At 65.3% G+C, this 26046-nt stretch carries 30 protein-coding genes; 13 read left to right on the top strand and 17 right to left on the bottom strand.

What is annotated here, in order from left to right; genetic code table 11:
- The first annotated feature begins 28 nt into the window (after nt 1-28).
- Both WD430_RS11295 and WD430_RS11300 read left to right on the top strand, forming a co-directional pair.
- Complete coding sequence (locus WD430_RS11295; RefSeq protein WP_339102554.1) at nt 29-850, top strand: hypothetical protein; 822 nt, start codon at nt 29-31, stop codon at nt 848-850.
- A 487-nt stretch (nt 851-1337) separates the two neighbouring features.
- Nucleotides 1338-2879 carry a hypothetical protein gene (locus WD430_RS11300; RefSeq protein ID WP_339102555.1) on the top strand — a complete coding sequence of 514 codons (1542 nt, stop codon included), beginning with the start codon at nt 1338-1340 and terminating at the stop codon, nt 2877-2879.
- Nucleotides 2880-3140: 261 nt separating this feature from the next.
- Here WD430_RS11300 and WD430_RS11305 read toward each other — a convergent pair whose 3' ends face one another.
- Complete coding sequence (locus WD430_RS11305; RefSeq protein WP_148225343.1) at nt 3141-3416, bottom strand: hypothetical protein; 276 nt, start codon at nt 3414-3416, stop codon at nt 3141-3143.
- 158 nt (nt 3417-3574) lie between these two features.
- On the opposite strand from WD430_RS11305, the gene WD430_RS11310 reads away from it, so the two are divergent.
- The 3 genes from WD430_RS11310 to WD430_RS11320 all read left to right on the top strand — a co-directional run bounded on the left by WD430_RS11310 (nt 3575) and on the right by WD430_RS11320 (nt 6679).
- Nucleotides 3575-4396, top strand: coding sequence for a hypothetical protein (locus WD430_RS11310; protein WP_339102556.1), 822 nt, complete (start codon nt 3575-3577; stop codon nt 4394-4396).
- Between the two features lie 131 nt (nt 4397-4527).
- Complete coding sequence (locus tag WD430_RS11315; protein WP_008894056.1) at nt 4528-4668, top strand: hypothetical protein; 141 nt, start codon at nt 4528-4530, stop codon at nt 4666-4668.
- Nucleotides 4669-4759: 91 nt separating this feature from the next.
- Nucleotides 4760-6679 (top strand): ABC transporter ATP-binding protein, encoded by a 1920-nt coding sequence (locus WD430_RS11320; RefSeq protein WP_339102557.1) that lies wholly within the window; start codon nt 4760-4762, stop codon nt 6677-6679.
- An 86-nt stretch (nt 6680-6765) separates the two neighbouring features.
- Here WD430_RS11320 and lrp read toward each other — a convergent pair whose 3' ends face one another.
- The gene (gene lrp, locus WD430_RS11325; RefSeq protein WP_339102558.1) at nt 6766-7227 is read right to left on the bottom strand and encodes an HTH-type transcriptional regulator Lrp; all 462 of its coding nucleotides are present in this window, start codon (nt 7225-7227) and stop codon (nt 6766-6768) included.
- 126 nt (nt 7228-7353) lie between these two features.
- Here lrp and glnA point away from each other — a divergent pair, with 126 nt between their 5' ends.
- Nucleotides 7354-8706, top strand: a complete 1353-nt coding sequence (glnA, locus tag WD430_RS11330) for a type I glutamate--ammonia ligase (protein WP_339102559.1) — start codon at nt 7354-7356, stop codon at nt 8704-8706.
- 125 nt (nt 8707-8831) lie between these two features.
- Here glnA and WD430_RS11335 read toward each other — a convergent pair whose 3' ends face one another.
- Nucleotides 8832-9488: a metallophosphoesterase gene (locus WD430_RS11335; RefSeq protein WP_339102560.1), complete on the bottom strand. Its 657-nt coding sequence runs from the start codon at nt 9486-9488 to the stop codon at nt 8832-8834.
- A 35-nt stretch (nt 9489-9523) separates the two neighbouring features.
- Nucleotides 9524-10336 (bottom strand): helix-hairpin-helix domain-containing protein, encoded by an 813-nt coding sequence (locus WD430_RS11340; RefSeq protein ID WP_339105813.1) that lies wholly within the window; start codon nt 10334-10336, stop codon nt 9524-9526.
- A 226-nt stretch (nt 10337-10562) separates the two neighbouring features.
- Between WD430_RS11340 and WD430_RS11345 the strand changes: the two genes are divergently transcribed.
- Nucleotides 10563-11081: a gamma carbonic anhydrase family protein gene (locus WD430_RS11345; RefSeq protein ID WP_339102561.1), complete on the top strand. Its 519-nt coding sequence runs from the start codon at nt 10563-10565 to the stop codon at nt 11079-11081.
- Nucleotides 11082-11227: 146 nt separating this feature from the next.
- Here WD430_RS11345 and WD430_RS11350 read toward each other — a convergent pair whose 3' ends face one another.
- The 5 genes from WD430_RS11350 to pdhA form a co-directional block, all read right to left on the bottom strand.
- On the bottom strand, nt 11228-11677 hold the full coding sequence (locus tag WD430_RS11350; RefSeq protein ID WP_339105814.1) for a CBS domain-containing protein: 450 nt from the start codon (nt 11675-11677) through the stop codon (nt 11228-11230).
- 178 nt (nt 11678-11855) lie between these two features.
- Nucleotides 11856-11996, bottom strand: coding sequence for a rubrerythrin-like domain-containing protein (locus WD430_RS11355; RefSeq protein WP_339102562.1), 141 nt, complete (start codon nt 11994-11996; stop codon nt 11856-11858).
- Between the two features lie 160 nt (nt 11997-12156).
- The gene (locus tag WD430_RS11360; RefSeq protein WP_339102563.1) at nt 12157-13350 is read right to left on the bottom strand and encodes a CaiB/BaiF CoA-transferase family protein; all 1194 of its coding nucleotides are present in this window, start codon (nt 13348-13350) and stop codon (nt 12157-12159) included.
- A gap of 86 nt (nt 13351-13436) precedes the next feature.
- A complete protein-coding gene (locus tag WD430_RS11365) occupies nt 13437-13952 on the bottom strand; it encodes a hypothetical protein (protein ID WP_339102564.1) in 516 nt (171 codons plus the stop codon).
- Between the two features lie 70 nt (nt 13953-14022).
- Complete coding sequence (gene pdhA / locus WD430_RS11370) at nt 14023-15150, bottom strand: pyruvate dehydrogenase (acetyl-transferring) E1 component subunit alpha (RefSeq protein ID WP_339102565.1); 1128 nt, start codon at nt 15148-15150, stop codon at nt 14023-14025.
- A gap of 114 nt (nt 15151-15264) precedes the next feature.
- Here pdhA and WD430_RS11375 point away from each other — a divergent pair, with 114 nt between their 5' ends.
- Together WD430_RS11375 and WD430_RS11380 are read left to right on the top strand one after the other, a co-directional pair.
- Nucleotides 15265-15486: a hypothetical protein gene (locus WD430_RS11375; RefSeq protein ID WP_339102566.1), complete on the top strand. Its 222-nt coding sequence runs from the start codon at nt 15265-15267 to the stop codon at nt 15484-15486.
- Between the two features lie 249 nt (nt 15487-15735).
- Nucleotides 15736-16167 (top strand): universal stress protein, encoded by a 432-nt coding sequence (locus tag WD430_RS11380; protein WP_339102567.1) that lies wholly within the window; start codon nt 15736-15738, stop codon nt 16165-16167.
- 10 nt (nt 16168-16177) lie between these two features.
- Here the strand turns inward: WD430_RS11380 and WD430_RS11385 are convergent, their stop codons facing one another.
- Nucleotides 16178-17827 carry a fused MFS/spermidine synthase gene (locus WD430_RS11385; RefSeq protein ID WP_339102568.1) on the bottom strand — a complete coding sequence of 550 codons (1650 nt, stop codon included), beginning with the start codon at nt 17825-17827 and terminating at the stop codon, nt 16178-16180.
- A 95-nt stretch (nt 17828-17922) separates the two neighbouring features.
- Between WD430_RS11385 and WD430_RS11390 the strand changes: the two genes are divergently transcribed.
- Entirely contained in the window at nt 17923-18330 is a 408-nt protein-coding gene (locus WD430_RS11390; RefSeq protein WP_339102569.1) for an SRPBCC family protein, read from the top strand.
- A 421-nt stretch (nt 18331-18751) separates the two neighbouring features.
- On the opposite strand, the gene WD430_RS11395 is transcribed toward WD430_RS11390, so the two are convergent.
- The 4 genes from WD430_RS11395 to WD430_RS11410 all read right to left on the bottom strand — a co-directional run bounded on the left by WD430_RS11395 (nt 18752) and on the right by WD430_RS11410 (nt 22472).
- A complete protein-coding gene (locus WD430_RS11395) occupies nt 18752-19330 on the bottom strand; it encodes a hypothetical protein (RefSeq protein ID WP_339102570.1) in 579 nt (192 codons plus the stop codon).
- Between the two features lie 563 nt (nt 19331-19893).
- Entirely contained in the window at nt 19894-21093 is a 1200-nt protein-coding gene (locus WD430_RS11400; protein WP_339102571.1) for a redox-regulated ATPase YchF, read from the bottom strand.
- Nucleotides 21094-21196: 103 nt separating this feature from the next.
- A complete protein-coding gene (locus tag WD430_RS11405) occupies nt 21197-22171 on the bottom strand; it encodes a TRC40/GET3/ArsA family transport-energizing ATPase (RefSeq protein ID WP_339102572.1) in 975 nt (324 codons plus the stop codon).
- A gap of 4 nt (nt 22172-22175) precedes the next feature.
- Nucleotides 22176-22472, bottom strand: coding sequence for a hypothetical protein (locus WD430_RS11410; protein WP_012944129.1), 297 nt, complete (start codon nt 22470-22472; stop codon nt 22176-22178).
- 83 nt (nt 22473-22555) lie between these two features.
- Between WD430_RS11410 and WD430_RS11415 the strand changes: the two genes are divergently transcribed.
- Nucleotides 22556-23794: a GTP-binding protein gene (locus WD430_RS11415; RefSeq protein ID WP_339105815.1), complete on the top strand. Its 1239-nt coding sequence runs from the start codon at nt 22556-22558 to the stop codon at nt 23792-23794.
- 23 nt (nt 23795-23817) lie between these two features.
- On the opposite strand, the gene WD430_RS11420 is transcribed toward WD430_RS11415, so the two are convergent.
- Nucleotides 23818-24021, bottom strand: a complete 204-nt coding sequence (locus WD430_RS11420) for a hypothetical protein (RefSeq protein ID WP_339102573.1) — start codon at nt 24019-24021, stop codon at nt 23818-23820.
- Between the two features lie 136 nt (nt 24022-24157).
- Nucleotides 24158-24478, bottom strand: a complete 321-nt coding sequence (locus WD430_RS11425) for a hypothetical protein (RefSeq protein ID WP_339102574.1) — start codon at nt 24476-24478, stop codon at nt 24158-24160.
- A 171-nt stretch (nt 24479-24649) separates the two neighbouring features.
- Between WD430_RS11425 and WD430_RS11430 the strand changes: the two genes are divergently transcribed.
- The gene (locus WD430_RS11430) at nt 24650-24874 is read left to right on the top strand and encodes a hypothetical protein (protein ID WP_339102575.1); all 225 of its coding nucleotides are present in this window, start codon (nt 24650-24652) and stop codon (nt 24872-24874) included.
- Nucleotides 24875-24941: 67 nt separating this feature from the next.
- On the opposite strand, the gene WD430_RS11435 is transcribed toward WD430_RS11430, so the two are convergent.
- A complete protein-coding gene (locus tag WD430_RS11435) occupies nt 24942-25178 on the bottom strand; it encodes a hypothetical protein (RefSeq protein ID WP_339102576.1) in 237 nt (78 codons plus the stop codon).
- A gap of 215 nt (nt 25179-25393) precedes the next feature.
- On the opposite strand from WD430_RS11435, the gene WD430_RS11440 reads away from it, so the two are divergent.
- Complete coding sequence (locus tag WD430_RS11440) at nt 25394-26002, top strand: hypothetical protein (protein ID WP_339102577.1); 609 nt, start codon at nt 25394-25396, stop codon at nt 26000-26002.
- Nucleotides 26003-26046 lie beyond the last annotated feature (44 nt).

Raw genomic sequence — 26046 nt, forward strand, 5'->3', positions numbered from 1 at the left:
AATGACTGGTGATAACACGATTTCGTAGATGAAAGTACAGACGCCAGACATCACAGCACGACTGGTCGACGAAGCACGGACCGCGCTCGAATTAGTAACCGATCGCCACACGTCTCAGTTCGACGCAGCGACCGAACAGTCCACCCGTCGGAACCAGGCGAACCGCCGGCAACGGCAGCGAACGCCGCGCGTGATCGAACTCGAGTCGGACGCCGTTGCGGGGACTCCACTCGAAGGGACGATCACCGCTCTGGGCGCCGAAACCGGATCCGACCTCCTCGCGGAGTTCGAGCGTGCAGTCGTCAGCGGCGATACCGAACTCGCGCTCGACGTTCGGAACCGTCTCGCGGCCGAAATCGATCCGGATACCTCTACCGGCACTGCGGCTCCGGTCATCGCAGATATCGTATACCACGATCGGACGGTCGCCACGACCGCTGCTGGCTCGGATCGGTTCGGTGCAGCGATGGCGCCGTACGACGGCGGCTCGCTCGACCACTCCGCGTTCGAGGTTCGCGAGTACATCGCCGAGGACGGTGACGACGAGGCACCCGACTTCGAGTGGGACTATTGCGTCGTCGTCGCGCCGCCGCCGACCGATCAGGTCGAGCGCGACGCGACTCACGCCGCCCCGGAAGACACCGACACTGCGGCCGTGCTGGCCGGCCCCGCCGGTGCATCGGCAGCGGCGCTCGCGTTCGCCGCTGGCGTTCTCATTGGGGCGGCAGCGGCCGGAACGGGATCCGCCGATCCGGCTCTGAGCCAGTTCGATGATCGGACGCTCGGTGACGCCGATGCCGGTGCATCGGTCGAGGAACTGCTGGATGCCCGCGATACGCTCACTGCCTGAACCGACCGCCCTTGAGGTGACCGAGGCAACGACCACCGATACGCCGTGATAGCGCTGGCGTCCGTCGAACGGACGGCAGAACGCCGTATTTTATCGACGATCGGTATTATCTATCGTACTCATATCGAGAAAACTCTATATACATGGGTTCGAAACGATTTGCTGTGACCTCTCGGCACGCTATCAGGACTTCACATCTGCGGAAAGAGTACGGTAGCACTGCTGCTGTGGATTCGTTATCGCTCTCGATCGATCGGGAACCGATCTACGGATTCCTCAGTCCGAACGGAACGCCCGACACGCTCGAACGACGTATCGAATCAAACGAAGAACCGACCCTCGAGAACGCGTTCCTCGAAATCACGACTGATACTACCGTCGAGACGAGCGCGTGAAATCAAGAACGATGTGGGACCAAGTCGCTACGAGCGTGCTGATCGCCAAAACGCGCTCCGTTCGGCAGTACCGAAAGCTGAGAGCGAAACCGATGCTCGCTGCGTTTCAGGTGCTTCCGCTGCTGATTATCGTTCCCGCTGTCGTCGGACGATTGCCGTTCCCCGGGTACGAGGCGTTTTGGTCCGAGCCGGGCGCGTACGTCTACGGAACGCGGTTCGCCAGCGGCCACGAAACGACCGTGCTCGAACTGGGACGCGGCGCCGCAGGCGTACTATTCCTGCTCGTCATCTATCTGGTCTTGCTTCCGAAAGCGATGGGAAACGGGGCGATGAACGGCGAAACGGACGACCACCTCGTCGCCGTTCCGGCGACGACCCTCACGACCGCTGAACTGTTGACGTATCTCGCGTTCAGTTGGCGCACCGCAGGACTCATCTTACTCGCCGCTGCGGTCGCGTTCGGCGCTGGTTCGGGCGCGGTGCTCACGACCGTCATGATCGTCTTTGCCGGCGGCGCGTTGTTCGTTACGGCCGTTGCCGTGGCGTATCCGATCGCGCTGACGTTACAACTCGCGTTCGTTCGCGTCGCGGTCCTTCGCGAGCACAAACTGATCGTCGGGGGGCCACTCGTCGTTGGCATGTTCGCGGTATTCGTGTCCCTTCGGGAATCGGTCGAACTCTTGCGTGCTGTTCCGATCGGCTGGTACGCTGACCTCGCCCTTATCTCGACGCCTGCTGCGTCTCCGGTCCGTGCGACGGTCGCGTTGATCGCGATGCCGGTGGCCTTTATCGCGAGTGCATCGATTTCGCCGCGAATCGGCGAGCGACTGTGGCTCGCGGACGAGCGGTCTCAACTCCCATCGGATCCGACGGAACGAAGCCAGTCGCCGGTCGACGGGCTGCTACGGCGAGTGCTGTCGCGGCCGGTAGCCGCCGTCGTTCGAGTGACGTGGCGACGACTTCGCCGCGAGCCTCGAGCGTTGCTGTTCGGTGGATTGTTGATCGTGCTTACCGCGAGCGCCGGCGGGAGCGTCGCAACTCGGTTTCCGGACGGTATTCCGCTAATCGTCGCGATTTACGGCGCGGCGACCGTCGGCGTCGGTGTGACCCTCAATCCGCTCGGGAGCGAGGGGCGGGCGTTGCGCGGGACGTTGACGTCGCCGCACGGAGGACGCCACGTCCTCACGGGGTATGCGCTTTCCGCAGCGATACCCGGGTGTATCCTCGTCGGTCTCGCGACTGCAGTGGCAGGTTCGATGACGGAATTGGAACTGCTCACCCGCGCCGGACTCGTCGTGTTCGGTGCGCTTCTCGGTGCGATCGCTCCAGTTCTCGCACTCGGTATCGGCGTCGCCCTTCCGCAGTTCGACGGAATCGATCCAACGAGTACCGCCGGCATGCAGACTCCACGTCTGGAAGCTGTATTCGTGTTTAGCGCAGCAATAATCGTCCTCGGATTGCCGGCGATCGTCGGTCTACACGGCGCACCGTCTATCGCCTCGGTCGTTGACGTCCCGCCGCGCGTCGTCGCAATCGCCGGTCCCGTAACGAGTCTGATACTGCTGTCGGGAGCAGGCTGGCTTTCCTACAGATACGCGCTCACTACGATCCGAGAGCGCGACCTCGCTATCTGAACTGATCGACGCTACTGAACGTCCCGAAACCCGTTTCGAGACGGCTATACTCCATCCCCAGCCGATATAGAATCAATATACCGTAGTGTTAATATATCTGCAATATAACGCTACCGTATGGATTGGTTGACAGCTTCGATCATCTCGGTTCTCCTCCTGTGGTTGGGACTGACGGTCGTAAACGCCACGACCCCCGGATCAGAGTTCCTGTCGGAACGAATGGGGCCGTTACACACGCTCGTCCCGAAGTGGAACTTCTTCTCACCGCATCCCGGACGGTACGATTACTATCTCGTATACCGCGATCGATACGTCGACGGCGAGGTAACGAACTGGCGGAGGGTATCCGGAATCAATCGATCGCCCGGCAAATTTCGATGGATCTGGAACCCCCATCTGTATCGGAGTAAAGCGTTGTTCGATATCGCGGAGAATTTGAGTACGAACGCGAGCCAGCAGTATGCGAATACGAGAGACGCCGCCGACGCCGTCGATGACGGCGGACAACTCGAACTCCGCTCGGTCGATCTGGGTCACCTCGAGTTGTCCGTACTCTATCTCGCGTTACTTCGGTACGTCAGTCGTCGAGACCACTCGCCGTTGAGCGAGAGCACGCAGTTTTTGATACTGCAACACTCCCGTGCGAGTGATCGGTACGAACCGCTGTTCCTCTCTCATTTCCACGAGTTGGAACGATGATCGACGACGGCTTCACGCTCCACGCGGCGATCCGTGTCATGGTGTTTCTGGTCGGCGTTCAGGTGCTCATCTCCTCACTGGAGCAACTGTACACGCGGGACCGATTCGCCGACGACGGCCTTCTCAACTGGGAGGTTTCGAAGCGGTTCGTACGCACCAGTGGACTGCTCGCTCCGTTTGCAGAACGACTGCTGAGACCCCCACGGTTCCGACTACTGCTGATCGCCAGGCTCGCCCTTGCGATTACCATTTCCGTGACGGCGCTGTTCGGACGTGTCTCGTGGGTACTACTGTTGCTCCTCTTCGCGACACACCTCGGCATCGTGTACCGTCAGATGGCCGGACTCAGCGGTGCGTTTCAGATGCAACTCGTGCTCGTCCCGGGCTTGATCCTCGCAGCGCTCTTCCCCGACGGGAGTCTCGTTCAAACGGCGGCGATCCTGTTTATTGCTGCCCAGTCCGTGTTGTCGTATCTGATCGCCGGCGCGAGTAAGCTCGTTTCGTCGGACTGGCAGACCGGCTCCGCAATAGCGGGAGTGTTTTCGACCGAGGTCTGGGGAGACGAACGGATATACCACCTCCTGCAGCGATATCCGCATCTCAACGTGGTCGGCGCCTGGCTAGTTATCGCGTTCGAGTGCCTTTTTCCGATCGTCCTGTTCGTCGATCCGCAGTGGACAGTGGTCGTGTTCGCGGGGGGGATTCTCTTCCACGGATTCAACGCCGTCTTCATGGGATTGAACAAGTTCGTTATCGCGTTTCCGGCTACGTATCCGGCGGTGTACTACGCTAATCAGGTCGTCCGGAGCGTGATCTAAGCACCGCGTTCTTCGAGGCCGCTTGCGGTGTGCAGCGTTGCGCTCGAGTCGAACGCGAAGGCGGTTCGCGGCCCGAATCCGCGTTTCTTGGCAAGCCGGTGATCTTTTGTGCCGGGGCTACTACGCGGCGTATGTCGTCGCAAACGACCTTCGGCTGGTCGCTGTTTACCTCCGGTATCGTCACGCTCGTCCTGAAGGCGCTTCCCGGCGACTCGCTGTGGTGGGGGCTCATGCTCCTCGCCGTCGGACTGGTATTGCTGTACTATCGGTAGCCGTGGCGCCACTATTGCCGACCCAGTGGTCGACACCGTCAGTTGCCGAAATCATGGCCGCTTTCCGTTTCGAACCGGAAGGCCCTCGCCAGTGAGTACCACCGACGACGAGACGCCGTTCGACGCCTACCGCGAGCACGTCGACCGCCCGCTGTGGCGACTCTTTCAGGAATACGCGCCCGATCGGCTGGGCTGGTTCACCGCGGGGATGCTCGCCAACTTCGTCGCGCGGATGGCGAGCCTCGTCCCGCCGCTGTTGCTGGGTACCGCCATCGACGCCGTCTTCACCGGCGACGGCGCGTTCGAGTTGCCGATCGTCCCCAACGCCTGGCTGCCGACCGACCAGATGGCCCAGTTCTGGTTCACCATCGCCGCCGTCGCGGTTTCGTTTCTCATCGTCGCCCTCTTCACCTGGATCTACGGCGTCACCGCTAACCTGTTCGCCCACGGCGTGATGCACGCCGTGCGCGTCGACTCCTTCGAGAAGATGCAGCGCCTGGACATGACCTTCTTCGACGACAAGGAGACCGGCGAGGTCATGGCGGTGCTGAACAACGACACGCAGAACCTCGAGATGTTCCTCGACAACGCGCTGATGAACTCCGCGCGGCTGCTGGTGATGGTCGGCGGAATCGCCGGCGTCCTCTTCTATCTCAACTGGCAACTGGCGATCGTCACCCTCGTGGCGATCCCGGCGATGGTCGCCTTCACGATCTGGTTCATGCGCGTCGTCGAACCCCGGTACGCTCGCCAGCGCTCCGCCGTCGGCTGGCTCAACACCCGCCTCGAGAACAGCCTCTCGGCGGTCACGCTGACGAAGGCGACCAACAGCGAGTCCCACGAGATCGATCGCGTGCGGCAGGCGTCGCGGCGGCTCTACGAGGACACGATGGCCGTCCTCCGACTCTCGTACTTCTACCGGCCCGGCATGGAACTGCTCGCCGGGCTCGCCTTCGCCGGGACCTTCCTCGTCGGCGGCCTCTGGCTCGCGACCGGCACGGCGCCCGGGCCGCTGACCGGCAGCCTCTCGGTCGGCGACTTCGTCGTCTTCCTCTTCATGACCCAGCGGATCGTCGCCCCGCTGGCCGAAGTATCGAACATCGTCGACCAGTACGAGAACGCCAAGGCCTCGAGCGAGCGCGTCTTCGGCCTGATGGACATTCCGGTCCACGTCGCCGACCCCGAGGACCCGGTCGAACTCGACGCCCTCGAGGGTCGCGTCGAGTACGAGGACGTCACCTTTAGCTACGACGCCAGCGAGGCCCACGTCGGCGAGGAGACGGCCTTCGAGGAGTCCGTCATCCGGGACGTCTCCTTTACGGCCGACCCCGGCGAGACGGTCGCCTTCGTCGGCCCGACCGGCGCCGGCAAGTCGACGCTCGTCAAACTGCTCCTCCGGCTGTACGACGTGCAGTCGGGTTCGATCCGGATCGACGGCCACGACGTCCGGGAACTCTCGCTGGCCGACCTCCGATCGTCGATCGGCTACGTCAGTCAGGAGACGGTCCTCTTCGACGGGACAATCGCGGACAACATCCGCTACGGCCAGTTCGAGGCCGACGACGAGGCGGTCCGCGAGGCCGCGCGGGCGGCCCGAGCCCACGAGTTCATCGCCGACCTCCCCGATGGCTACGAGACCCGCGTCGGCGAGGAGGGAGTCAAACTCTCGGGCGGTCAACGACAGCGGATCGCGCTCGCGCGCGTCGTCCTCGCTGATCCGGCGCTCGTCGTGTTGGACGAGGCGACCAGCGCCGTCGACACGAAGACCGAACTACAGATCCAGCAGTCGATCGAGCGGCTCACCGCGGAGCGGACGACGCTGACGATCGCCCACCGCCTCTCGACGATCAAGGGCGCGGACACGATCCTCGTGATCGAGGACGGCGAAATCGTCGAACGCGGGGATCACGGGGAGTTACTGGACGCGAACGGCCGGTACGCGATGCTGTGGGCGGCTCAGGCCGGAGATCGCGAAACGGCCGCCGAAGCCCTGACCGACGGGGACGACTGACCGGGGTCGGAGCGAGTCGCTGACGGCGCTGCGCTGAGTGCTCGTAATGGGCCGGAAAACGTTCGAGTCGGCGGCTCCCGTTCGAGTTAGCTATCGTCGACCTCGAGCTCGAACTGCTCGTTCTCGCTGACCGCGTTGAGGACGACGCTCGTGTTCGAGGCCTTGATATCCGGATCGGTCAGCAGTTCCTTGATCTCGTCGTTCATGTCGTCGGTGTCGGTGAACTTGCCGATGGCGATGACGTCGTAGTCGCCGGTGACCTCGTAGACCGAGATCATCTGGGAGTGGTCGCGAAGCGTGTCGGTGACGTCGGGGAGGGCGTTCCCTTCGACCTGGAGCTGAACGACGGCCGTGACGTCGTAGCCGACCGCGTCGTAATCCACCCGCGGCGTGTAGCCCTCGATTACGCCCTGTTCCTCGAGATCGGAGAGGTGATTCGAGACGGTCGTCACCGAAACGTCGAGCTCCTCGCCGAGGCTACGGAGGCTCGCCCGCCCGTCACCCAGGAGTTCATTCACTAGTTTTGCATCGAGATTTTCGTACGTCATCACACTCTTCCTCTCACTGGTCCCTTTAGAAATTTACGAACAGACACTTTCAGGGGATGGAGAGAAGATTTGCTTAGAGCAGTAGGGTTTTAGTAGCAGAGTTACTTGGGTAGGACGACGAGAAAAATGACAAGCGGAAACATCACTGAGGCCGAGCAGGCGGTATTAGACGAGATCGAGGAGAAAGACGTCGATTTCCTCCGTCTCCAGTTTACTGACATTCTCGGAACGGTAAAGAACGTCTCCGTTCCCGCCCGCCAGGCCGAGAAGGCCTTCAGCGAGGGTATTTACTTCGACGGGTCCTCGATTGAGGGATTCGTCCGCATTCAGGAATCGGACATGCGCTTGGTCCCCGACCCGGACACCTTCGCCGTCCTCCCGTGGCGCCAGAAGGAGGACAGCGCCGCGGCCCGGATGATCTGTGACGTCTACAACACCTCCACGGGCGAACCCTTCGAGGGCGACCCGCGCCGCGTCCTCAAGAACGCGCTCGACCGCGCCGAGGAACTGGGCTACGAGGTCAACGCCGCGCCCGAACCGGAGTTCTTCCTGTTCGAGGAGGACGAGGAGGGCCGCGCGACGACCAAGACCAACGACGCCGGCGGCTACTTCGACCTCGCGCCGAAGGACCTCGCCTCGGACGTCCGCCGCGACATCATCTACGGCCTCGAGGACATGGGCTTCGAGATCGAGGCCAGCCACCACGAAGTCGCCGAAGGGCAACACGAGATCAACTTCGAGTACGACGACGCGCTCGCGACCGCGGACAACGTCGCCACCTTCCGCACCGTCGTCCGCGCCATCGCGGCCCAGCACGACCTGCACGCGACGTTCATGCCCAAGCCGATCCCGAAGATCAACGGCTCGGGGATGCACACGCACTTCTCGCTGTTCGAGGACGGCGAGAACGCGTTCCACGACGAGGACGACGAGTTCAACCTCAGCGACGAGGCGCACTCGTTCCTCGCGGGTATCTTAGAGCACGCGCCGGCGATCACGGCGGTCGCCGACCCGACGGTCAACAGCTACAAGCGCCTGGTGCCGGGCTACGAGGCGCCGGTCTACGTCGCCTGGTCGGACCGCAACCGCTCGGCGCTGATCCGCAAGCCCGCGGCCCGCACGCCGGCGGCCTCGCGCATCGAGGCTCGCTTCCCCGACCCGTCCTGTAACCCGTACCTCGCCTTCGCGGCGCTCATCCACGCCGGTCTCGACGGCATCGAGAACGATCTCGACTGCCCCGACCCGGTCCGGGAGAACATCTACGAGTTCGACGAGCAGAAACGCGAAGAGTACGGCATCGAGACGCTCCCGTCGAACCTCGGTGAGGCCGTCGAGGCCTTAGAGGAGGACGAGGTCATCTACGACGCGCTCGGCGAGCACGTCGCGCCGAAGTTCGTCGAGGCCAAGAGCCAGGAGTTCGAGGAGTACCTCGTCGACGTCTCCCAGTGGGAGATCGACCGCTACCTCGAGACGTTCTGAGGGGACCCGGCGTTCGACCCGCTGTTCTGCCGTTTTCTCCCTCTCTCGCTTCTGTTCGTTCACCGACACGCGTCCGGCTGTCGAGCCGCCGGTTCGCGGCGCCGTTCGTCGCTCTCGCGCCGCAGTCAGCCGGACGCGTCGGGGCCGAAATCGTGGTCGTGGCCCTCGAGTCGGAGCCCATTCGACTCGGCCTCGAGCGTGTAGTATCGCTCCCAGGCGGGCGCGAGGCTCACCACGTCGACGCCGTCGAGTTCGGTCTCGCGGTGGCGGTGGTGGTGGCCGACCAGACAGAGCGACGGCGAGAGGGTCTCGAGCAGGCGGTCGACGTGCTCGCAGCCGGGATCGTAGCCGTAGGACAGCAGGCCGTGCGGAGCCTCGTGGGTGAGGAGGACGTCGATGTCGTCTAGCTCGGCCGCTCGCTCGACGTCTTCGCGAGTGAAGTGTCGTCGACGGTCGTCCTCGAGTTCGTCGCGCGAGCGGTCGTACCTCGTCGGCGCGTAGTTGCCCGAGAGGCCGGCCACGCGCAGCCCGTCGACGGTCGCGGCGGTGCTCGCGAGCAGGTGGACGCCGTTCGCCTCGGGAGGGCTCTCGCCGGCGCGCAGCGCCTCGATGACGTCGAAGTCCTCGTTGTTGCCCGCGACGAACCACGTCGGCGCCGGGAGATCGTAGTGCTCGAGATCGCCGAGCTGTAGCACGCGATCTGGATCGACGGTGCGATACAGTTCGAGAAGGGTCTCGCGTCGGTCCGGTTCGGACGCGTGGGCGTCGCCGAGAACGAGCATGATCGGACGAACGGTCTCGGCGCTGAAAACCGTGTTCAGGCTTCGGCCTGATCGATCCACTCTTCGGCGTCGCTCTCCGAGACGTCGGCGGCCTCGGCGACGGTCTCGGCGTCGGCGCGAACGAGGTCGTCGACCGTCGCGATACCGGCGTCGGCGAGTTGCTCGCGGACGTCCGCGTCGATTCCCTCGACGGACTCGAGCGTGTGCTCCGGGTCGGTCTCGATCTTCGTCTCCGCCGTGACCTGCTGGTCCTGAAGCTGCTGGGTCACTTCCTCGGCCTGCTCCTCGAGTTGTTGCTGGAACTCTTCGACCTGTTCGGCCTGGCGGTCGAGCAGTTCCGCGACGTCGCTGGTCTGGCTCTCGAGTTGCTCCTCGACCTGATCCTGCAGTTCCTGCGTCCGCTCGAGTTGCTCGCTGAGCTGACTCGAGAGCTCGTCGACGTTCTCGACCGTCTGGTCCTCGACCGAGCGGGACAGCTCGAGGAACTGATCGGTCTGTTCCTCGAGCGCGTCGACGAACTCGTCCGAGAGCTCGTCCGCGGAGTCGACGTCTCGCTCGAGTTCGCCCTCGAGCGCGTCGTAGAACTCGGCGTGGGTCGTCTTCAGCTGTGCGAACGTCTCGTCGATCGTTCGATGGGCGTCCCCGGGCTCGTCGCCGGGGAACAGCGCGCTCGTCGCGTTGAGGTAACTGTGGGTCGCCGCCTGCGCGAGCTCGAGTTGCTGGCGCTGGAGCGACTCCTGGCCTTTCAGCCCGGTTAACGCCATCGCGTCGACGTTGGACTGGGCGGACAGTCCCTGTTTGAACAGCTGCTGGCTTCCTTTGACCGCGGTTCGCTGGACGTCGAACATCGCTCGAATGGGGGATTCCGATTGACTCATGGGTACACTCAGTAGTCGGTGCCGACCGGGGATAAGTAACGGGCTTGCAAACCATTAGATGGCATCCATTGGTAGGAAATACCCCGAATAGCTGACCGGTCGCTGGCTCCGCACTCGTTTCGGCGACCGCAACGCGATACTGATTGTCACGGCAAGCCTCATTCAGAGTTATGAGCGCCTTCGTTGTCCGTTCACTATGGTGGACAGTCGAACCTACGCGTTCGAGGGAACCGAACCGACGATCGACGACGCGGCGTCGGTGAGTCGAGAGGCCACGATAGTCGGCGACGTCCGGATCGACGCCGATGCGAGCGTCTGGCCGGGCGTCGTCCTCAGGGGCGACATCGGCCCCGTCCGCATCGGCAGACAGGCGCATATCGGCGACAACGCGACGATTCACGCCTCGACGCTCGCGGACCGCGTCATGATCGGGCACGGCGCGGTGCTCAACGAGGCGACCGTCGAAGAGGGGACGCTGATCGGGTTCAACGCGACGGTCAACACGGATTCGACCGTCGGCGCGGGCAGCGTCGTCGCCGCGGGGACGGTGATTCCCGACGAGTACGACATCCCACCCGAATCGTTCGCCCGAGGTGTCCCTGCCCGAATCACGCCGCTCGAGGAGACGGGCGTCGACGCGGAAGCGATCTTCGAGGACTTCTCGTCGGGCGAGTACACGAACCTGGCCGGCCGCCACGACGAACTCTTCGACTGAGAGCCTCACGCGGCGTCGGCGCGCTCGGTGAACCGGCCGCCGTCCACCCGCGATAGCGCGACCGAAGGAGGGCCTCGAGCGCCGCGACGATCGCGCACGCGATCTCGACACCCGCGAGAAAAACGAGCGGAAGGGGATCAGTCCCGTTACTCGCTGACCGGCACCTCCTGCCCGTCGTCGGCGTCGATTCGAATCGGTTCGTCCCTCCACTCGATCTCGAGGCGGCGCCGCGAGAGGTACGGCGCGAGCGTCGAGGCGGAGACGAGGCCGCAGTAGGCGCCGTCGCTGACGACGGGGAGATGTTTGACCCCGTTCGCGCGCATCGTTTCCGCGGCGGCCACCAACGATTCGCCCCGCGAAATCGTGGTCACCGGCGACGACATGACCGCCGAGACCGGATGCGGTTCGAGCGTCTCGGCGACGAAGGCGACGATATCCGATTCGGTAACGATCCCGACGACGGTCTCGTCCTCGAGGACGACCAGCGCCGGCACGTCCGGATCGCGAAGTCGCTGTGCGGCCTCGCTGACCGGTGTCTCCGGCCGGAGCGTGCGGCCACCTCGAGTCAGTACGCGTTCGAGTGTAACGGTGATCATCGCGTGGGCAGTGGTATCATTACCCACTACATAACCACTTCGGACATATCCAATATATATCCTAGTATTGTGGCCGTATGGGTTATTTGAACCTATAAAAACTACGTATGGTCGTAACCAATCTCTGAACGCGGACGATTACTACTACGGGAAGAAATCCGAGTCGTCCGTCGACCGATCAGGTCTTCGTCCTGTCGCCGTACCGGCGCGTCGACGACTGGAGCGCGCCGCCACAGTTCGGACAGTTCGCGCGGTACGAAACCGGGTGGATAGTGGTCAGACAGTCTCGGCATTCGTAGCGCTTTTCGTAGTTATTCATTTGGAAAGTACCCGATACCGGATGACGACACTCTGATTATTAAGTCTTATTGCGCCTGTATGGTCGACTATACACTCGATGAGACGACGATGGGAGGCAGCCGCGAGGTACTTCTGGGAGGAGGCGGCCTCGAGTACGCGTTCTCCCTGCCGTTGTCGGGTTAGCGTACGGCCTCGGCGTCGTAGAGCGCGTCGATCTCCTCCGCATCGTAGCCCGCGTCGGCGAGATACCGGCGAGTGTGTTCGCCCTGCTCCGGCACGCGCTCGTCGAGGTCCGTTGCCTCCGTCGTCTCCCCCGCCTCGTCGCCGAACCGGGCCGGAAATCCGATCCGCGGCGGGGCGCCATCGGGACGCTCGACGAGGTTTCGCGCCCGGAACTGGGGGTGATCGATCATCTCGGCGGGCGAGTAGACGCCGGCGAACGCCGCGTCGACCCCCTCGAGGACCGTCTCCCACTCGTCGCGGGATCGCTCGCGGAAGAGGTCCCGGAGTTCGGCTTCGAGGGCGGCGCGCACGGCCGGATCCCGCGCGCCGTGCTCGTCGATCAGGTCGTCCCGGTCGACGGCCTCGCAGAACGCCCGCCAGAACTGCGGCTCGAGGGCCGCGAGGGTCACCCACGTTCCGTCGGCGGTCTCGTAGCAGTCGTACCACGGATAGGCGCCTGTCAGCGGCGTCTCGCCGGGCCGCGGTTCGGCGGGGTCGGCGGTCGCGGCCTGATAGGCGACCGGCTGGGCGAACGAGGCGACGACGTCGGCCATCGCGACGTCGACGTACTCGCCGCCGGCGTTGCCGAGTTCCCTCGCGAGCAGCGCCTCGACGACGGCGAACGCGGCGAACAGCCCGCCGGCCATGTCGCCGATGGGGTAACCGGGCGGCCGGGGCTTCTCGTCGGGCGACTCGCGAGTCATGTCGAGCAGTCCGGCCAGCGCGACGTAGTTGAGGTCGTGGCCGGCCCGATCCGCCCACGGGCCGTCCTGGCCGTAGCCGGTGAGCGAGCAGTAGATCAGGTCGTCGTTGTACTCGGTGAGCGTCTCGTAGTCGATTTCCAGCCGGTCGACGACGCCCGGCCGAAACCCCTCGAGGACGACGTCGGCGTCCTCGACGAGTCGGTAGAACGCCGCCAGCCCGTCGTCGGTTTTCAGGTCGATCGCGACGCTGCGCTTGCCGCGGTTTACCATCTCGAAAATCGCGCCGACGCCGTCTGCCGTGCGCGGGGCCATCGCTCGAGCGTAGTCGCCCGCGTCGGTGTCCTCGACTTTCACCACCTCGGCGCCGGAGTCGGCCAGTAACTGCGTCGCGTACGGACCGGGCAGCAGCCGCGAGCAGTCGAGCACGCGAATGCCATCGAGTCGCATACGGTGTCCTCGTCGGCCTGATAGTTTATCGTATGGGTCGAACCGAACCGAAAATCGCGAAACGGCGTCGCGAGGCGCGAGTCGGATTACCGCTGTGTCGCCGAGCCGATGTCGAAGAACTCCGCGTAGAGCCCCGTCGCGAGGGCGTCGAGGTTCTCCTCCGCTTCGCTCGCGTCCATGGTGTCGCCGACGCCCTGCCACTCGACCGAGAAGCGGCTGATCGGGACCAGCGCGAGGCCGCCGATACGGATCTCGCCGTCGGGCGTGCGAACCGTCCACTCGGTTCGCATCCCGTCGAACGACCGGGTGACGTCCTCGATGTGGGCGCCGTGATCGACCCACCGCTCGACGAGGCCGTCGGTGATCCGGCGCAGTTGCCGCTCACCGAGCACGTGAGCGACGACGCCGCCGCCGGCGAGGACGGCGAACGCGGCGAAGGCCATCGGCACCCCGCCGTAGGGGATGTTCACTGACGCGGCCAGCCCGCCTACCGCGACGACGAGTCCGAGGATCCGCGCGTCGACGGCGCTGGGAACCGTTCCGTTCCAGCCCTCCGACTCCCGCGTCGACTGCTCGACCTGCGTCGGCTGCTCGAGTTGCATGTTACTCGAGAATGGGACGAACGTCGGGTAGCCGTTGACCTGTCCCAGTTCCGGCTTTATGGTTCGAACGTCACTCGTAATCGAGTAATTCGTCGTCGCCGTGTCGTTCGCGGAGGGCCTCGAGGGCCTCGCGCTGGGCCTCGAGGCGCGGCGTCGGTTCGTCGTACGTGTGCTCGAACAGGTCGCGCGGATCGCTCTCGGCGGACTCCGCGCGATCGACCAGGTCCTCGAGGGTGGCCTCGATTTCGGTCTCGATCGTCTCGATCCGCTCGTCGTCGAGGACGCCGCGGTTCCGGAGGTAGGTCTCGAACCGGTCGATGGGGTCTCGCTCGCGCCAGCGCTCGACTTCGGCCTCGTCGCGGTAGGCCGAGGGATCGTCGGCGGTCGTGTGCGCGCCGTAGCGGTACTGGACGGCCTCGATCAGCGTCGGGCGCAGTCGGTCGCCGTCGGACGCGAGCGCCTTCTCCCGCGCGGCCCGCGTGACGACGTAGCAGGCCAGCGGATCCATCCCATCGACCTGCACGCCCGTGAAGCCGTAGGCGTCGGCCTTCTGCGCGATAGTGGCGCTCGCGGTCTGGTTCTCCCGCGCGATCGAGATCGCCCACTGGTTGTTGTTACAGAAGAAGACCGTCGGGGTGTCGAAGACGCCCGCGAAGTTCATCGCCTCGTGGAAGTCGCCCTCGCTGGTCGCGCCGTCGCCGAAGTGGACGACGCCGACGCGCTCGTCGCCGTTCAGTTTCGCGGCCCACGACCAGCCGACCGCGTGCGGGAGGTGGCCGCCGATCGAGATGTTCAGCGGGAAGACGTCGATCTCGGCCAGCGCGGCGTTGCCGTCCTCGTGGCCCATCCAGTACAGCAGGTACTCCCAGGGGAGGTCCCGCGAGACGACGGCGCCGTGTTCCCGGTACTGGAACGACAGCATGTCGTCGTCCGCGAGCGCGTACGTCGACCCGATCTGGGAGCCCTCCTGGCCCGCGAGCGAGGCGTAGGTGCCCAGTCGGCCCTGTCGCTGGAGGCTGATCATCCGCTCGTCGAACCGTCGGGAGAAGCGCATGTCCCGGTACATCGACCGCAGCGTCCCCGCCTCGAGGTCGGGTTCCAGGTCCGGTGCGACGACCCTCCCCTCGGCGTCGAGGATCCGGAGCCGATCGTCGGGTTCTCGCTCGAGGACGGCACGCTCGAGGGCGTCTCCTGCCATATAGTGGCCGTTGGCGGCCGGCTACATAACGATATCCGTGCGTTTAGCTCCCACGTCCCTTCGACCAGCGAGAGCACTCGATACTATTTTACTGCTCTCGGTTGACGGAGAGATATGGACGATTCCGACGTCACCGTCGATGTCGAGGTAGAGGTCGAAGTCGACAGCGAGGAACTCGAGCTCGAGGCCGAGGACCGCCGCGAGTTCGAGGGCGAGTTCGAGACGGACGGCCTGGAGATCGAGGTCGAGGCGGAAATCGAAGTCGAGGGGGAAGCCGAGGAGGAAGACGAGGCGGCGGCCGAAGCTGACGAAGAGGAAGAGGAAGACGAGGAGTAAGCGTCGGCGGAAGACGCCGACCGAACGATCCGCGCTGCCGTCTACCCGTCGACAGACGCGCGTCCGTCGAACGGTCTCTTTTCCCGGTCGATCCGCCGTCAGCGAGGCGACCGAGGCGATCCGACGCGAGTGTCCGGCCTCGAGCGCGCGATCGAGCCGGTGACTCGAGGTCGGGAGTCGAACCGCGTTCGTTCCGGCGAGGTGGGGGCGTAAGTCGGTTTTATTACGTGAGTATGTGAACGATCCGCCATGTATCGCGTTTTAGTCCCCGTCGACACGAACGAGGATCGGGCGATCGAACAGGCGACGTACGTCGCGTCGCTACCCGACGCGGCCGACTCCGTCGAGGCCTACGTGCTGTTCATCTTCGACGAGGAGAGCGCAGACCTGCCCGAAGCGGTCGAGCAGTTCGAGTCGGCGTCGCGGGTCGGATCCGTCCGCCGAGCGACGGAACGCCTCGAGGAGGCGGGCATCGAGGTGACCGTCCTCGAGGGCAGCGGCGACGTCGAAGACGGCGACATCCACGAGGCGGCCGCGGAGTACGACGTCGACGAGCTCGTCCTCAGCGGTCGGAAGCGCTCTCCGGTCGGCAAGGCCGTCTTCGGCAGCGTCACCCAGTCGGTGATTCTCAACTCCGATCGACCGGTGGTCGTCACGGGCGGCGGGAACGAAACCAGCTAGGACAGTTCGGTTACCGCTCCACCGATACGCGCTTTTTCGGGCCGGCTGCGACCGCGAGCGGCGCCGTACCGAGTGCGATCGCGGGTGCACTCGGGTCATCGCCGCCGGAGCTCGAACCGTCGCCGGTCTCCTCGATGACGTACCGCTGACCGAGCATCGGATCGAGCAGACTGTCGACCTCGCCGCGGTCGTCGCGGAGCACGGGCGCGTCCGAGGTATCGGGCTCGTCCATGTAGTTCTCGACCTCGTCGGAGAGGTCGATGCCGAGGTCGCGCTCGTCGTTTCGCTCGGCGAGGTCGGCCTCGGAGAAGTCGGTCTCGGCGTTGGTCGCCGTGATTTCGATGTTCTGGATCTCGTTGGTACTGGAGGTCCGGAACGCGTACGTGCCGCCGAAGACCTCGTCCATCGTCTTCCACTGGGCGCGGTAGAACTCGCCGGCGGCGCCAGTCGGCGCGGCGATGACGTTGGCGTGGAAGACCCCGTCGTCGGCCAGCCGATCGGAGGCGAGCTCCATGAACTCGACGGTGGTCAGGTGGAAGGGCACCTGATCCTTCTTGTAGGCGTCGAGGACGATCACGTCGTAGGTCTCCTCGGTGTTCTGGAGGTACTGCCGGCCGTCGACGGTGTGCGTGGTCATGTTCTCGCCGTGCTCGAGGCTGAAGTACTCCTCGGCGGTGTCGGTCACCTCCGGATCGATCTCGACGACGTCGACGTCGACGTCGTAGCGCCGCTCGAAGTCCTTCGGCCCCGTGTAGCCGCCGCCGCCGATGAACAGCACGTCGTCGACGTCCTCGACGTCGTCGGTCATCAGCATCGGCAGGTGGAAGTACCTCGTGTACTCGAAGACGTGACGCTCGCGTTCCTCGAGATCCATCGCGCTGTGGCGAGCGCCGTCTAAGTACAGCGTCCGGACGTCGCCGTCGTCGACGACCTCGAGTTCCTGGTAGGCGGTCTGGGTCTGGTGGACGACGTCGCCGCGGTGGTCGAGCGCGACCGGGCCGGCGCCGGTCGCGACGATGAGCAGGACCGCGATGCCGACGCTCGCGAGCGTCGGCTTCTGGGGCAGCGAGGGCGCCTCGATGGCGATCGCCGTCGCGACGAGGGTGACGCCGAAGACGAGGCCGATGGTGTCGACGGTCAGCGCGGGGATGAGGACGAACGTCGTCGCGGCCGAGCCGAGGATGCTGCCGATGGTCCCCAGCGCGTAGACGTGTCCCGACGCCTCACCGGTGCCCTCCTTCCTCGAGAGTTCGGCCGCGTAGGGGCTGATGAAGCCGAGCAGGTAGGTCGGCGGACCGAACAGGATGATCGAGGACGGGAGGGCGGCGTACCGCGCCGGCAACGCCAGCGCCGACGTCTGGCTCAACAGCATGTCGCTGGCGTAGATCACGACCGCCATGTACACCGCCGTCCCGAGCAACAGCCAGGTCATCTCCCGGTCGGTCGCGTCGGCCGCTCGCTTGCCGCCTTGCCAGTAGCCCAGGCTCAACGCCGCGAGACAGACCGTCATGATGCCGCCGACGGTGTAGATGTGGCTGCCGAACTGCGGCGCGACGATCCGGAGAGCGAGGATTTCGATCCCCATGCTGGTGATCCCCGAGACGAAGACGGCGAGTTCGGGCTTCGCGGGTCGATAGGAGAGCGCGGTCCGCGCGGTCATTCGTTTCGAGATTGGGCCCCGACGACGAGAACTTGTCGCCTCGGTAGCGATCGCCGCCACCGTCATTTATATCAGTCGAGTCGAACGTGAACGGTATGCGTCAGGTGACGGTCGATCGAGTCGTCGAGGCGACGCCCGCGGAGCTCTCGGAGTGGCTCGATCCGCCGACGATCGTCCGCGCGGAGGGGAGTTTCACCGTCGAGGCGATCGACGACCGGGACGACGCGGTGGTCGTCCTCGCCAGCGGCCCCGGCATGGCCCTCCCGTTGCGGTTCGAGGACCGCGACGGCGCGATATACTATACGCAAGAGGGCGACCAGGGTCCGTTCTCCCACATGGAGACGTGGATCGAACTCGAGGACGCGGCCGGCGGCACTCGAGTCGCGATCCGCTCGTCGGTCTCGCTGTCGGCCCCGCTGCCGTTCGGCGACCGGATCGCCGCCTGGAAACGGAAGGGCGAGTGCTCGCGGCTGCTCGAGGCCCTCGAGGACGCGTTCGACTGAGTTACGGACGCGCTCGGGTGACTCGCGAATGCGATCGCCCGTGAGCGCGGTGACGGGACCGTCGCCCGAATCCGAGCGCATCGGACCGTCGCGACTCGAGGGCCGGGATCCGTCGCGTGACGCCGTCCGCAACCGGCGATTCATCTCGAGTCGATGCCATTATTAGCGTCCAGTTGGGACTGCCTATCACGGGAGCAGCGTCGCAGCAAGACACACCACCCGCTCCCGTTTTCACGGCATAGTGGCGCCGATGAGCCGCGTCTGCGTCGGAGCGGGTGAGACCGCGAACCAGTGACAGGGTGCAGGCGATCTGTCGTTTCACGTCGACGCCCGTAACTGTTCGGCAGACGTTCGTCTGACGAATCGACGACGCGGCGCAGCGTCGATAAGCGGTTCGCAGCGAAACGTCCGGGTCACGGCTTCAGAATACGGCCATCGCGACGACGAACAGCGCGACGATCGCCCCGCCGAGGACCACTCCGGGAACGTGTAGCGCTCCCGCCGCGGTCGCGAGCAGGAAGGCGACGCCCGCCCCGAGCGCTGCGACGGTGGGTCGGTGCCCGTCTCGGGACGCCTCGCGACTCGCTCGATCGAACTCCGCGTCCGTCGAGGCCGCCGCCTCGAGATACGGTCGGAACGACTCGAGTCGCGCGGTCGGTCGCACGATCCCGCGGGACTTCTCGTACTCGATGACACCGGCGGTATCGAGTTTCGGGAGGTGTGACTGGTAGAGCGGGATGTAGACGCGCTGGCGCTGTGTGGAGGTCAGCGCGGCCACGGTCGTCTCGTGTTCCCGCGCGGCGACGTGTTCGGCGACGTCGCGCATCTTGACGGGGCCGTCTGCCCGCAGCAGGTATCGGATCGACTCTCGCCGTCGGAAGGTCTGGAGGATGTGAAACGTGTCGTCTGGAGAGAGGGCTGTCGACGCGTCCGCGTTCGATTCGCCGTTCTCGTCGGCGGGGACGTCCGGCGAACGAGCGGAGCGATCTGTGACTGACATGCTACTCAATCGAGTGAGTGAACCACGTCTACCTAAATATTCTTGTATATAAAATATATAAAAACAACACTTATAACTCTATAAAGAAACTCTCGTCGGGGGAACGGTTTGATCGCCTGACGGCACACGGCAATCGACGTATCGAGGTGATCGACCCGACTTGCTCCGCTATTTCCCGCGTCGTAATCCCCCGGAGTCCCGGTGCAGCAAGGAGCGAATCGTCCCGTCCACATCATCCCGCTCCACGAATCTCGGTTTTGCAGTCTCGGAACCTCGTGATAATACGTTCCCCAAACCACGACGGTATCCGTTCTAATCAGCAGTCCGAAGGGAAGAATATGGGGGTCGGGACGGGCGGAGCTGCGACCTTCGCAACTCGACAATACTGTGAAAACGACTGTCCCGATACCGATCACGTCGCGATCCCGGTCTGCCGGCCGCTCGAGACGGGCGCGAATCGATCCCGTCGATCAGAGCGGACGGGGATGGCCCTCATCGGACCCGGCGGCTCACCGTTCGTATTCGGAGACAGAAGGCGTGTCTCTCGGGGCGACGACGGGCGATTAGTTCGTCGTGATGATCTCGATCACGTCCCGCGACTCGACGTCGTAATCCTTGCCGAGCTGGCGGTTGGTCCGGCAGTCGATCGCGTGGAGGAAGCCGTCGCCGATGTCGGAGTGGAGGCTGTACGCGAAGTCCTCGGCGGTCGAGTTCGGCGGAATCAGGTAGCAGTCGGGCAACACCTCGCCGCGCTCGTTGCCCAGCCCGTTCGCGCCGCCGGGGAACACCGGAACGACGCCCAGCACGTCGAACAGCGCGGTCTCGAGGGCCGCCTGGACGCCCGTCGCGCCGTACTCGTCGAGGAAGTCCCGGATCTGCTCCAAGCCCTGCTCCTGCTCGCCCGAGATATCGCCCGTGATCTCGAAGTCGGCGTCGCCGGGACGGTAGTCGACGACGTCGGCCTTGTCGGCCGATTTCAGCGCCTTCTCGGCGTGGGCGCTGCAGGGAACGAACGTGAGGTGGTCGTAGTCGGGGTCGTTCGTGATCTCCTCGTAGTTCTCCTGTGCGTCCGGCAGGTCCATTTTGTTCGCCGCGACGACCATCGGCTTGGTCTCCTTACGGATCTCCCGGGCGAGCTCGAGTTTGTCCTCGTCGTCCCACTCGGCGGGATCGAAGCCGACGTCGACCCGGCGGATGAGTCGCTTGATCTCGTCCTCGTTCGTCTTGAACGCGCTCATCTGCTCGGCGAGCTCCTCCTCGATGGCGTCGTCCTCGGTCGTGTAGCCGGACTCGTACCGGTTGATCCCCTTCTCAAAGACGTCGAGATACCACTGATCGAGTTCCTCCTCTAAGAAGTCGATGTCCTCGCGGGGGTCGTGATCCTCGGTGGGTTCGCCCTCGAGGTCGGTCTGTCCCGAGAAGTCGACGACGTGGACGAGCACGTCCGTCTCGTTGAGATCTGTCAGGAACTGGTTGCCGAGGCCGGCGCCCTCGTGGGCGCCGGGGATGAGGCCGGCGACGTCGACGAGTTTCGTCGGGACGAACCGCGTTCCGTCGTCGCAGTAGCCGACGTTGGGCGTACACTCCTCGTCGAACTCGGGGGCCGCACAGTCGACGCGGACGTAGGCCTCGCCCACGCTGGGGTCGATGGTCGTGAACGGATACGCGCCCTCGGGCACGTCGTTCATCGTGGCTGCATTGAAGAAGGAGGACTTGCCGACAGAGGGTTTGCCGACGAGTCCGATCCGGTAACTCCGACTCATTACCCGCTCTGGACGGGCAGCGCCTAAACGGGTTTCCCTCCGCCGCTCGTGTGCTACGAGTGCGCATAGCAGGCAGAGAGCGACCGCTATGCGCGCGTGCAGGCTACACGTGCGTCGGCGGTTCGACCGCCGTCTCGACGTCGAGTTCGGCCGCGACGTCGTCCAGCAGATCGCCCTTGACCTCCGCGCTCCGCCAGCCGATCTCGGCGACCAGCGGCGGCTCGAACTCCGAGCGGATCGTCTCGAGGCGCTCTTCCTCCGTCTCGACGCGCTCGCGGAGGTAGCGCGCGCCGCGGCCGTTCTCGTCGGGATCGGGCGACGGCGTGAGTTTGTTGGCGACCAGTCCGCGGACCGCGAACCCCTTCTCCCGGAGGTCGTCGATCGAGCGACGGGTCTCGTTCAGCGAGAGTTCGTCCGGGTTCAGGACGAGGAAGAAGGCGGCGTCGTCGTGGAGCGCGGACCCGGCGAACTCGAAGAACTCCTTGCGCTCCTCGAGCCGTCGGAGGACGGGATCGCCGTCCATCACGCGCCGCGGTTCGTTGTTGCCGACCGCGGCCTTCTCGAAGAGATCGATGCTCGTCCGGCGCTTGTACATCAGCCGGTCGATCCACCCCTCGAGCAGGTCGGGGAGGCCGAGCAGCCGCAGGGTGCTCCCCGACGGCGCGGTGTCGAAGACGACCCGATCGTAGTCGTCCGCGTCGCGCATCACGTCGACGAACCGGTCGAACAGCGCCGACTCGTAGGCGCCCGGCGTCCCGTGGGCCATCTCGAGTTGCCGGTTGATCTCGTTGACCATCGACGCCGACACCTGCTCCGAGAGGTTCTGCCGGATCTCGTCCAAGTGGCGCGTGACCTCGTCCTCGGGGTCGATCTGCATCGCGTCGAGGCCGTCGATCCCCTCGACCGACCGCGGCGAGTCGTCGAAGGACTGATCGAACACGTCCGTGACGGAGTGGGCCGGGTCGGTCGAGACGACGAGCGTCCGGTGGCCGTCGCGGGCGCACTTGAGCCCGTAGGCGCACGAAACGGTCGTCTTGCCGACGCCGCCCTTGCCGCCGAAGAAGACGAACGGTTCCATGAGATCAGAAGTGGTACTGCTGGCCCTTGCGTTCGAGGTACGTTCCGCGGTCCCAGAGGCGTCGCTCCCACGATTCGAACTCGTCCTCGAGGTAGGGCAGCAGCTCGGCGGTGTAGTACGAGACCGGCGACGGGATGCCGAAGGCGTCCGGGAAACACGCCAGCATGAACGCGTCCTCGGCGTCCTCGGCCTCCTTCTCGATCTTCTCGTAGGCCGGATGCGAGATCATGCCGTGATAGAGCCCTCGCAGCCACTCCTCGAGCGTCTGCCGGAACGATTCGATCCGATCGGCCAGGTCCATGCCCGTACCTCCGTATCCAACGGTGAAAACAGTCGTGGCTCGCTTTCAAGGCGCTCCGATCCCAGTGACCGGATATGGGGACGATGACGGACACGAACACGAACACGGACTCCGACGACCGGATCCCCGTGACGATCCTCTCCGGGAGCCTGGGGGCCGGAAAGACGACGCTGCTCAACCACCTGCTCTCGAACGCCGGCGAGCGGACGCTCGCGGTGCTGGTCAACGACATGGGCGAGGTCAACGTCGACGCCGAGCTCGTCGCCGAGGGGTCGGAGCTCGAACTCGACGACGGCGTCGCGGAGCTCTCGAACGGCTGTATCTGCTGTGAGCTGCAGGACGACCTCGAGACCGCCGTGGTCAGGCTGGCCCGCGACCGCTCGTTCGACCACCTCGTCGTCGAGTCGTCGGGCATCTCCGAGCCCGCGCCCGTCGCGCGGCTGTTCACGACCGAGTCCCGCGTCGCCGCCCGCTACGACGTCGACACGCTCGTGACCGTCCTCGACACGCCCGCCTTCCTCGAGGCGTTCGCCGGCGAGGGGACGCCCGAACGGCGCGGCGACGAGGGCGACCGGCCGCTGTCGGACCTGCTCGTCGAACAGGTCGAAGTCTCGAACGTCGTGCTGCTCAACAAGGCGGATCTGTGTAGCGAGGCGGAACTCGCGGCGGCCGAGGACCTCGTCCGCGCGCTCCAGCCCGACGCCGAGACGATCCCCACCGAGTTCTCCGCGGTCGATCCCGCCCGACTGCTCGGCGCGGACCGCTTCGAACCCGACCGGGTGAACGATCTCCCGGGCTGGAAGCGCGCGCTGGACGACACGGACGGACCGTCCGATCGCGACCACGGTGCCGGCGATCACGACCACGGCGGCCACCACCACCCTGACGAAGTCTACGGCGTCTCGTCGTTCGTCTACCGACAGCGACGGCCGTTTCACCCCGAACGGTTCGCCGCGTTCCTCCGGGACCTGCCGCAGTCGATCGTCCGCGCGAAGGGAACCGCCTGGATCGCCGACAACGAGATGCGCGTCGCGATCGCGCAGGCGGGACCGTCGATCAGGGCCACCGCACGGGGCCCCTGGATCGCGAGCCTGCCCGCGGTCGAGCGCGACATGTATCGGTCGAACCGTCCCGACCTCGAGTGGCACGACGAGCACGGCGACCGGCGGACGGAACTGGTGTTCATCGGCACCGACTACGACGAGTCCGAACTACGGGCCGCCCTCGACGACGCGCTGGTGACCGACGCGGAGTGGGAGACCGGCCACGACGGCCCCTTCCCCGACGAGCAGGGCGCGGAGTCGGTCGTCCGCGAGCCCTGAGTCCGCGTCTCACCGGACGACCGTCAGCACGCGCAGTCGCCGCCGGTCGCCCGCTCGAAGCGCATCTCCGCGCCGCAGTCGGGGCACGTGGGCTCCCCCTCGAGTTCGACGTCCCGGATTCGGACGCCGCAGTCGTCACACCAGTAGGCGCCCGACGAGCCGTCCGTCGGACGACGGTTCGGTGCGGGCGATTCGAGTGCGTCTTTCAGCGAATCGACGAGCCCCATGCGCGACTACTCGTCGGCGACGCCAATAATACTATGCGAGTGTGTCGCACACTTATTCCCGGCGCGAATCGGGGGACTCGCGGCCGGCGCGAACCGACGCACACTCGCGGCGGTGCCGCTCGAGGAACGGTCGGGACTACCCGAGGACCAGTGGAATGGCAAGGGCGACGATGAGGGACGCCAGGATCGGGATCAGGTAGAACAGGCGCTCGGCGCGGACCGCGGCCGGCACTTCCCTCGCGAGTTCCGGCCGCGCGGTCCACACCTGTCGGTGATAGGCGGCGACGGTGGCGACGGCGAACAGGACCGTCGAGGCGGCGATCGCCGCCTCGAGCGACAGTCCCAGCGCCTGTCCGTACAGCGGTCCGAACGAGAGCGAGATCATGAAGGTGAGACCGACGACGACGACGAACGGCACCGGATCGACGCGCGAGCCGTGGCGGTTACGAAGGCGCATACGGTGCGTTCGCCGTCGAGAAATATAGAGCTATATAGTCGTGGTCGGCACCGCCGAATCGGCAGTGCTCCGGACGTCCGGTCCGGGTTCGGCACCGACGGCCCCGACCCGGAGACGGCCCGACGGCTCGGGACGGCGAAGGTATAAGTGACGGTGCCGATCTCTCCCTGTATGAGCGATAGCGACTCCGAACGGGAGGGGTTCGAGGCGGGCGCGGCGGGATCGCGGGGCGATCCCCGCGTGCTGATCGCGATGAACGCGGTCCTGTCGACGCTGTTCGCGTGGACGATCGTCTGGGGGCTGTCGTTCCTGGGCGTCCTCGAGTTCGGACTCATCAACGTCGCCACGGCCGCGATCGTGCTGTTCGCGATCACGTATCTCGTGACGATGAGCTGAGTTCGGTTTCGGTTCCGTCCCGGCCCGGACTCGATTCTCGCTCCCGATATCGGCCCCAGTGACCGCTCTACTGACCGTAAATGAGTCGCCGTCCGAGGGCGTTGATGCGGTCGGTCACGCGACTCGCCCAGGCGCCCGGCGAGACGCGTCGGAGCGTCTCGTCGTCGACCTCGATGGCGCTCTCGCCGAACGGGTCGCGATTCGATTCGTCCTCGCTCTCGCCGTCTCCGTCGTCGGACGAGGCGACGTCGACGACCGTCGACATCGAACAGCGGCCGCAGGCCTCGGTTTTCTTGCCTCCCATGGGAATCCCTCGCAGGGTACTACGTCTCCGACGGCTAAAAGCTGCCGCCCGAATCGGTACACCGTCGGACCCGAGCGTCGCTGACGCCGCTCTCACCGACGATTATTTGATACCCCGACGGTAACCGGTGGTATGCAAATTCGGACCACGGATCGGCGCGAGGCCGAACCGGCGTCGAACCGGACGCGACCGCGATCGTTCCCCACGGACCCACGATGAGCGAGAAGGTGCAACCGGACGAACTCCCGGCAGAGATCCGCGAGGCAGTGCCCGACTGGGACGACGAGTACCTCGATCGGATCTCCGATCGGTTGATGTACAACTACGACCTCGAGCGGAACCACTCGGTCCGCGGCGAGCGCTGGGACCTCTACGGGGAGATGCGCGTGCGCAGTCAGAAGCAGTTCTTCCACCCGGCGCTCTCCTACGCCGACCACGAGGCCGAGGAGTACCTCTTCGCCCGGCGCGAGTCGCGGCCGACGGTCGCGGCCCTCGAGCGCCTCGTCGACCTCGGTCACGACCTCGCCGACGAGCGCGTCGTCCCCGACGAGGAACACTTCGGGACGGACTTCACGTTCGTCCTCGTCGCCGACGAACTCTCCGACGACGTCCGCGAGTTCGTCGACGGCTTCCGCGATCGGACGCTGCTGAAGTTCGGCTACCACGGCCACTACGAGGTGAACCTCGCCGTCGTCGTCCCCGACGCGGAGGACCACGTCGCCAGCGAGGCCGCCGACGTCGCCGAAGCGTTCACCCTGTGGGACGACGTCAGCGAGCCCGACGAGGGGCTCCTCTCGCGGTTCGCGAAACGGTTCTGGAAGTAGGCGACGGCCCCGTCGGTACCGACCGGTCGCTCTCGCGTCGGCGA

Origin of the sequence: Haloterrigena sp. KLK7, assembly GCF_037914945.1 — an archaeon.
GTDB classification, from domain to species: Archaea; Halobacteriota; Halobacteria; order Halobacteriales; family Natrialbaceae; genus Haloterrigena; species Haloterrigena salinisoli.

Excerpts from the sequence above, each read along its gene's own strand:
- WD430_RS11435 (WP_339102576.1), bottom strand. The coding sequence starts at position 25,178 with ATGGGAGGCAAGAAAACCGAGGCCTGCGGCCGCTGTTCGATGTCGACG.
- WD430_RS11335 (WP_339102560.1), bottom strand. The coding sequence starts at position 9,488 with ATGCTCGTTCTCGGCGACGCCCACGCGTCCGAACCGGACCGACGCGAG.
- WD430_RS11380 (WP_339102567.1), top strand. The coding sequence starts at position 15,736 with ATGTATCGCGTTTTAGTCCCCGTCGACACGAACGAGGATCGGGCGATC.
- WD430_RS11415 (WP_339105815.1), top strand. The coding sequence starts at position 22,556 with ATGACGGACACGAACACGAACACGGACTCCGACGACCGGATCCCCGTG.
- WD430_RS11355 (WP_339102562.1), bottom strand. The coding sequence starts at position 11,996 with ATGAATAACTACGAAAAGCGCTACGAATGCCGAGACTGTCTGACCACT.
- WD430_RS11350 (WP_339105814.1), bottom strand. The coding sequence starts at position 11,677 with ATGATCACCGTTACACTCGAACGCGTACTGACTCGAGGTGGCCGCACG.
- WD430_RS11310 (WP_339102556.1), top strand. The coding sequence starts at position 3,575 with ATGATCGACGACGGCTTCACGCTCCACGCGGCGATCCGTGTCATGGTG.
- WD430_RS11390 (WP_339102569.1), top strand. The coding sequence starts at position 17,923 with ATGCGTCAGGTGACGGTCGATCGAGTCGTCGAGGCGACGCCCGCGGAG.
- WD430_RS11420 (WP_339102573.1), bottom strand. The coding sequence starts at position 24,021 with ATGGGGCTCGTCGATTCGCTGAAAGACGCACTCGAATCGCCCGCACCG.
- WD430_RS11405 (WP_339102572.1), bottom strand. The coding sequence starts at position 22,171 with ATGGAACCGTTCGTCTTCTTCGGCGGCAAGGGCGGCGTCGGCAAGACG.
- WD430_RS11400 (WP_339102571.1), bottom strand. The coding sequence starts at position 21,093 with ATGAGTCGGAGTTACCGGATCGGACTCGTCGGCAAACCCTCTGTCGGC.
- WD430_RS11440 (WP_339102577.1), top strand. The coding sequence starts at position 25,394 with ATGAGCGAGAAGGTGCAACCGGACGAACTCCCGGCAGAGATCCGCGAG.
- WD430_RS11345 (WP_339102561.1), top strand. The coding sequence starts at position 10,563 with ATGGTGGACAGTCGAACCTACGCGTTCGAGGGAACCGAACCGACGATC.
- WD430_RS11360 (WP_339102563.1), bottom strand. The coding sequence starts at position 13,350 with ATGCGACTCGATGGCATTCGCGTGCTCGACTGCTCGCGGCTGCTGCCC.
- lrp (WP_339102558.1), bottom strand. The coding sequence starts at position 7,227 with ATGACGTACGAAAATCTCGATGCAAAACTAGTGAATGAACTCCTGGGT.
- glnA (WP_339102559.1), top strand. The coding sequence starts at position 7,354 with ATGACAAGCGGAAACATCACTGAGGCCGAGCAGGCGGTATTAGACGAG.
- WD430_RS11375 (WP_339102566.1), top strand. The coding sequence starts at position 15,265 with ATGGACGATTCCGACGTCACCGTCGATGTCGAGGTAGAGGTCGAAGTC.
- WD430_RS11365 (WP_339102564.1), bottom strand. The coding sequence starts at position 13,952 with ATGCAACTCGAGCAGCCGACGCAGGTCGAGCAGTCGACGCGGGAGTCG.
- WD430_RS11395 (WP_339102570.1), bottom strand. The coding sequence starts at position 19,330 with ATGTCAGTCACAGATCGCTCCGCTCGTTCGCCGGACGTCCCCGCCGAC.
- WD430_RS11295 (WP_339102554.1), top strand. The coding sequence starts at position 29 with ATGAAAGTACAGACGCCAGACATCACAGCACGACTGGTCGACGAAGCA.
- WD430_RS11410 (WP_012944129.1), bottom strand. The coding sequence starts at position 22,472 with ATGGACCTGGCCGATCGGATCGAATCGTTCCGGCAGACGCTCGAGGAG.
- WD430_RS11340 (WP_339105813.1), bottom strand. The coding sequence starts at position 10,336 with ATGTTCGACGTCCAGCGAACCGCGGTCAAAGGAAGCCAGCAGCTGTTC.
- WD430_RS11430 (WP_339102575.1), top strand. The coding sequence starts at position 24,650 with ATGAGCGATAGCGACTCCGAACGGGAGGGGTTCGAGGCGGGCGCGGCG.
- WD430_RS11315 (WP_008894056.1), top strand. The coding sequence starts at position 4,528 with ATGTCGTCGCAAACGACCTTCGGCTGGTCGCTGTTTACCTCCGGTATC.
- WD430_RS11425 (WP_339102574.1), bottom strand. The coding sequence starts at position 24,478 with ATGCGCCTTCGTAACCGCCACGGCTCGCGCGTCGATCCGGTGCCGTTC.
- pdhA (WP_339102565.1), bottom strand. The coding sequence starts at position 15,150 with ATGGCAGGAGACGCCCTCGAGCGTGCCGTCCTCGAGCGAGAACCCGAC.
- WD430_RS11300 (WP_339102555.1), top strand. The coding sequence starts at position 1,338 with ATGCTCGCTGCGTTTCAGGTGCTTCCGCTGCTGATTATCGTTCCCGCT.
- WD430_RS11385 (WP_339102568.1), bottom strand. The coding sequence starts at position 17,827 with ATGACCGCGCGGACCGCGCTCTCCTATCGACCCGCGAAGCCCGAACTC.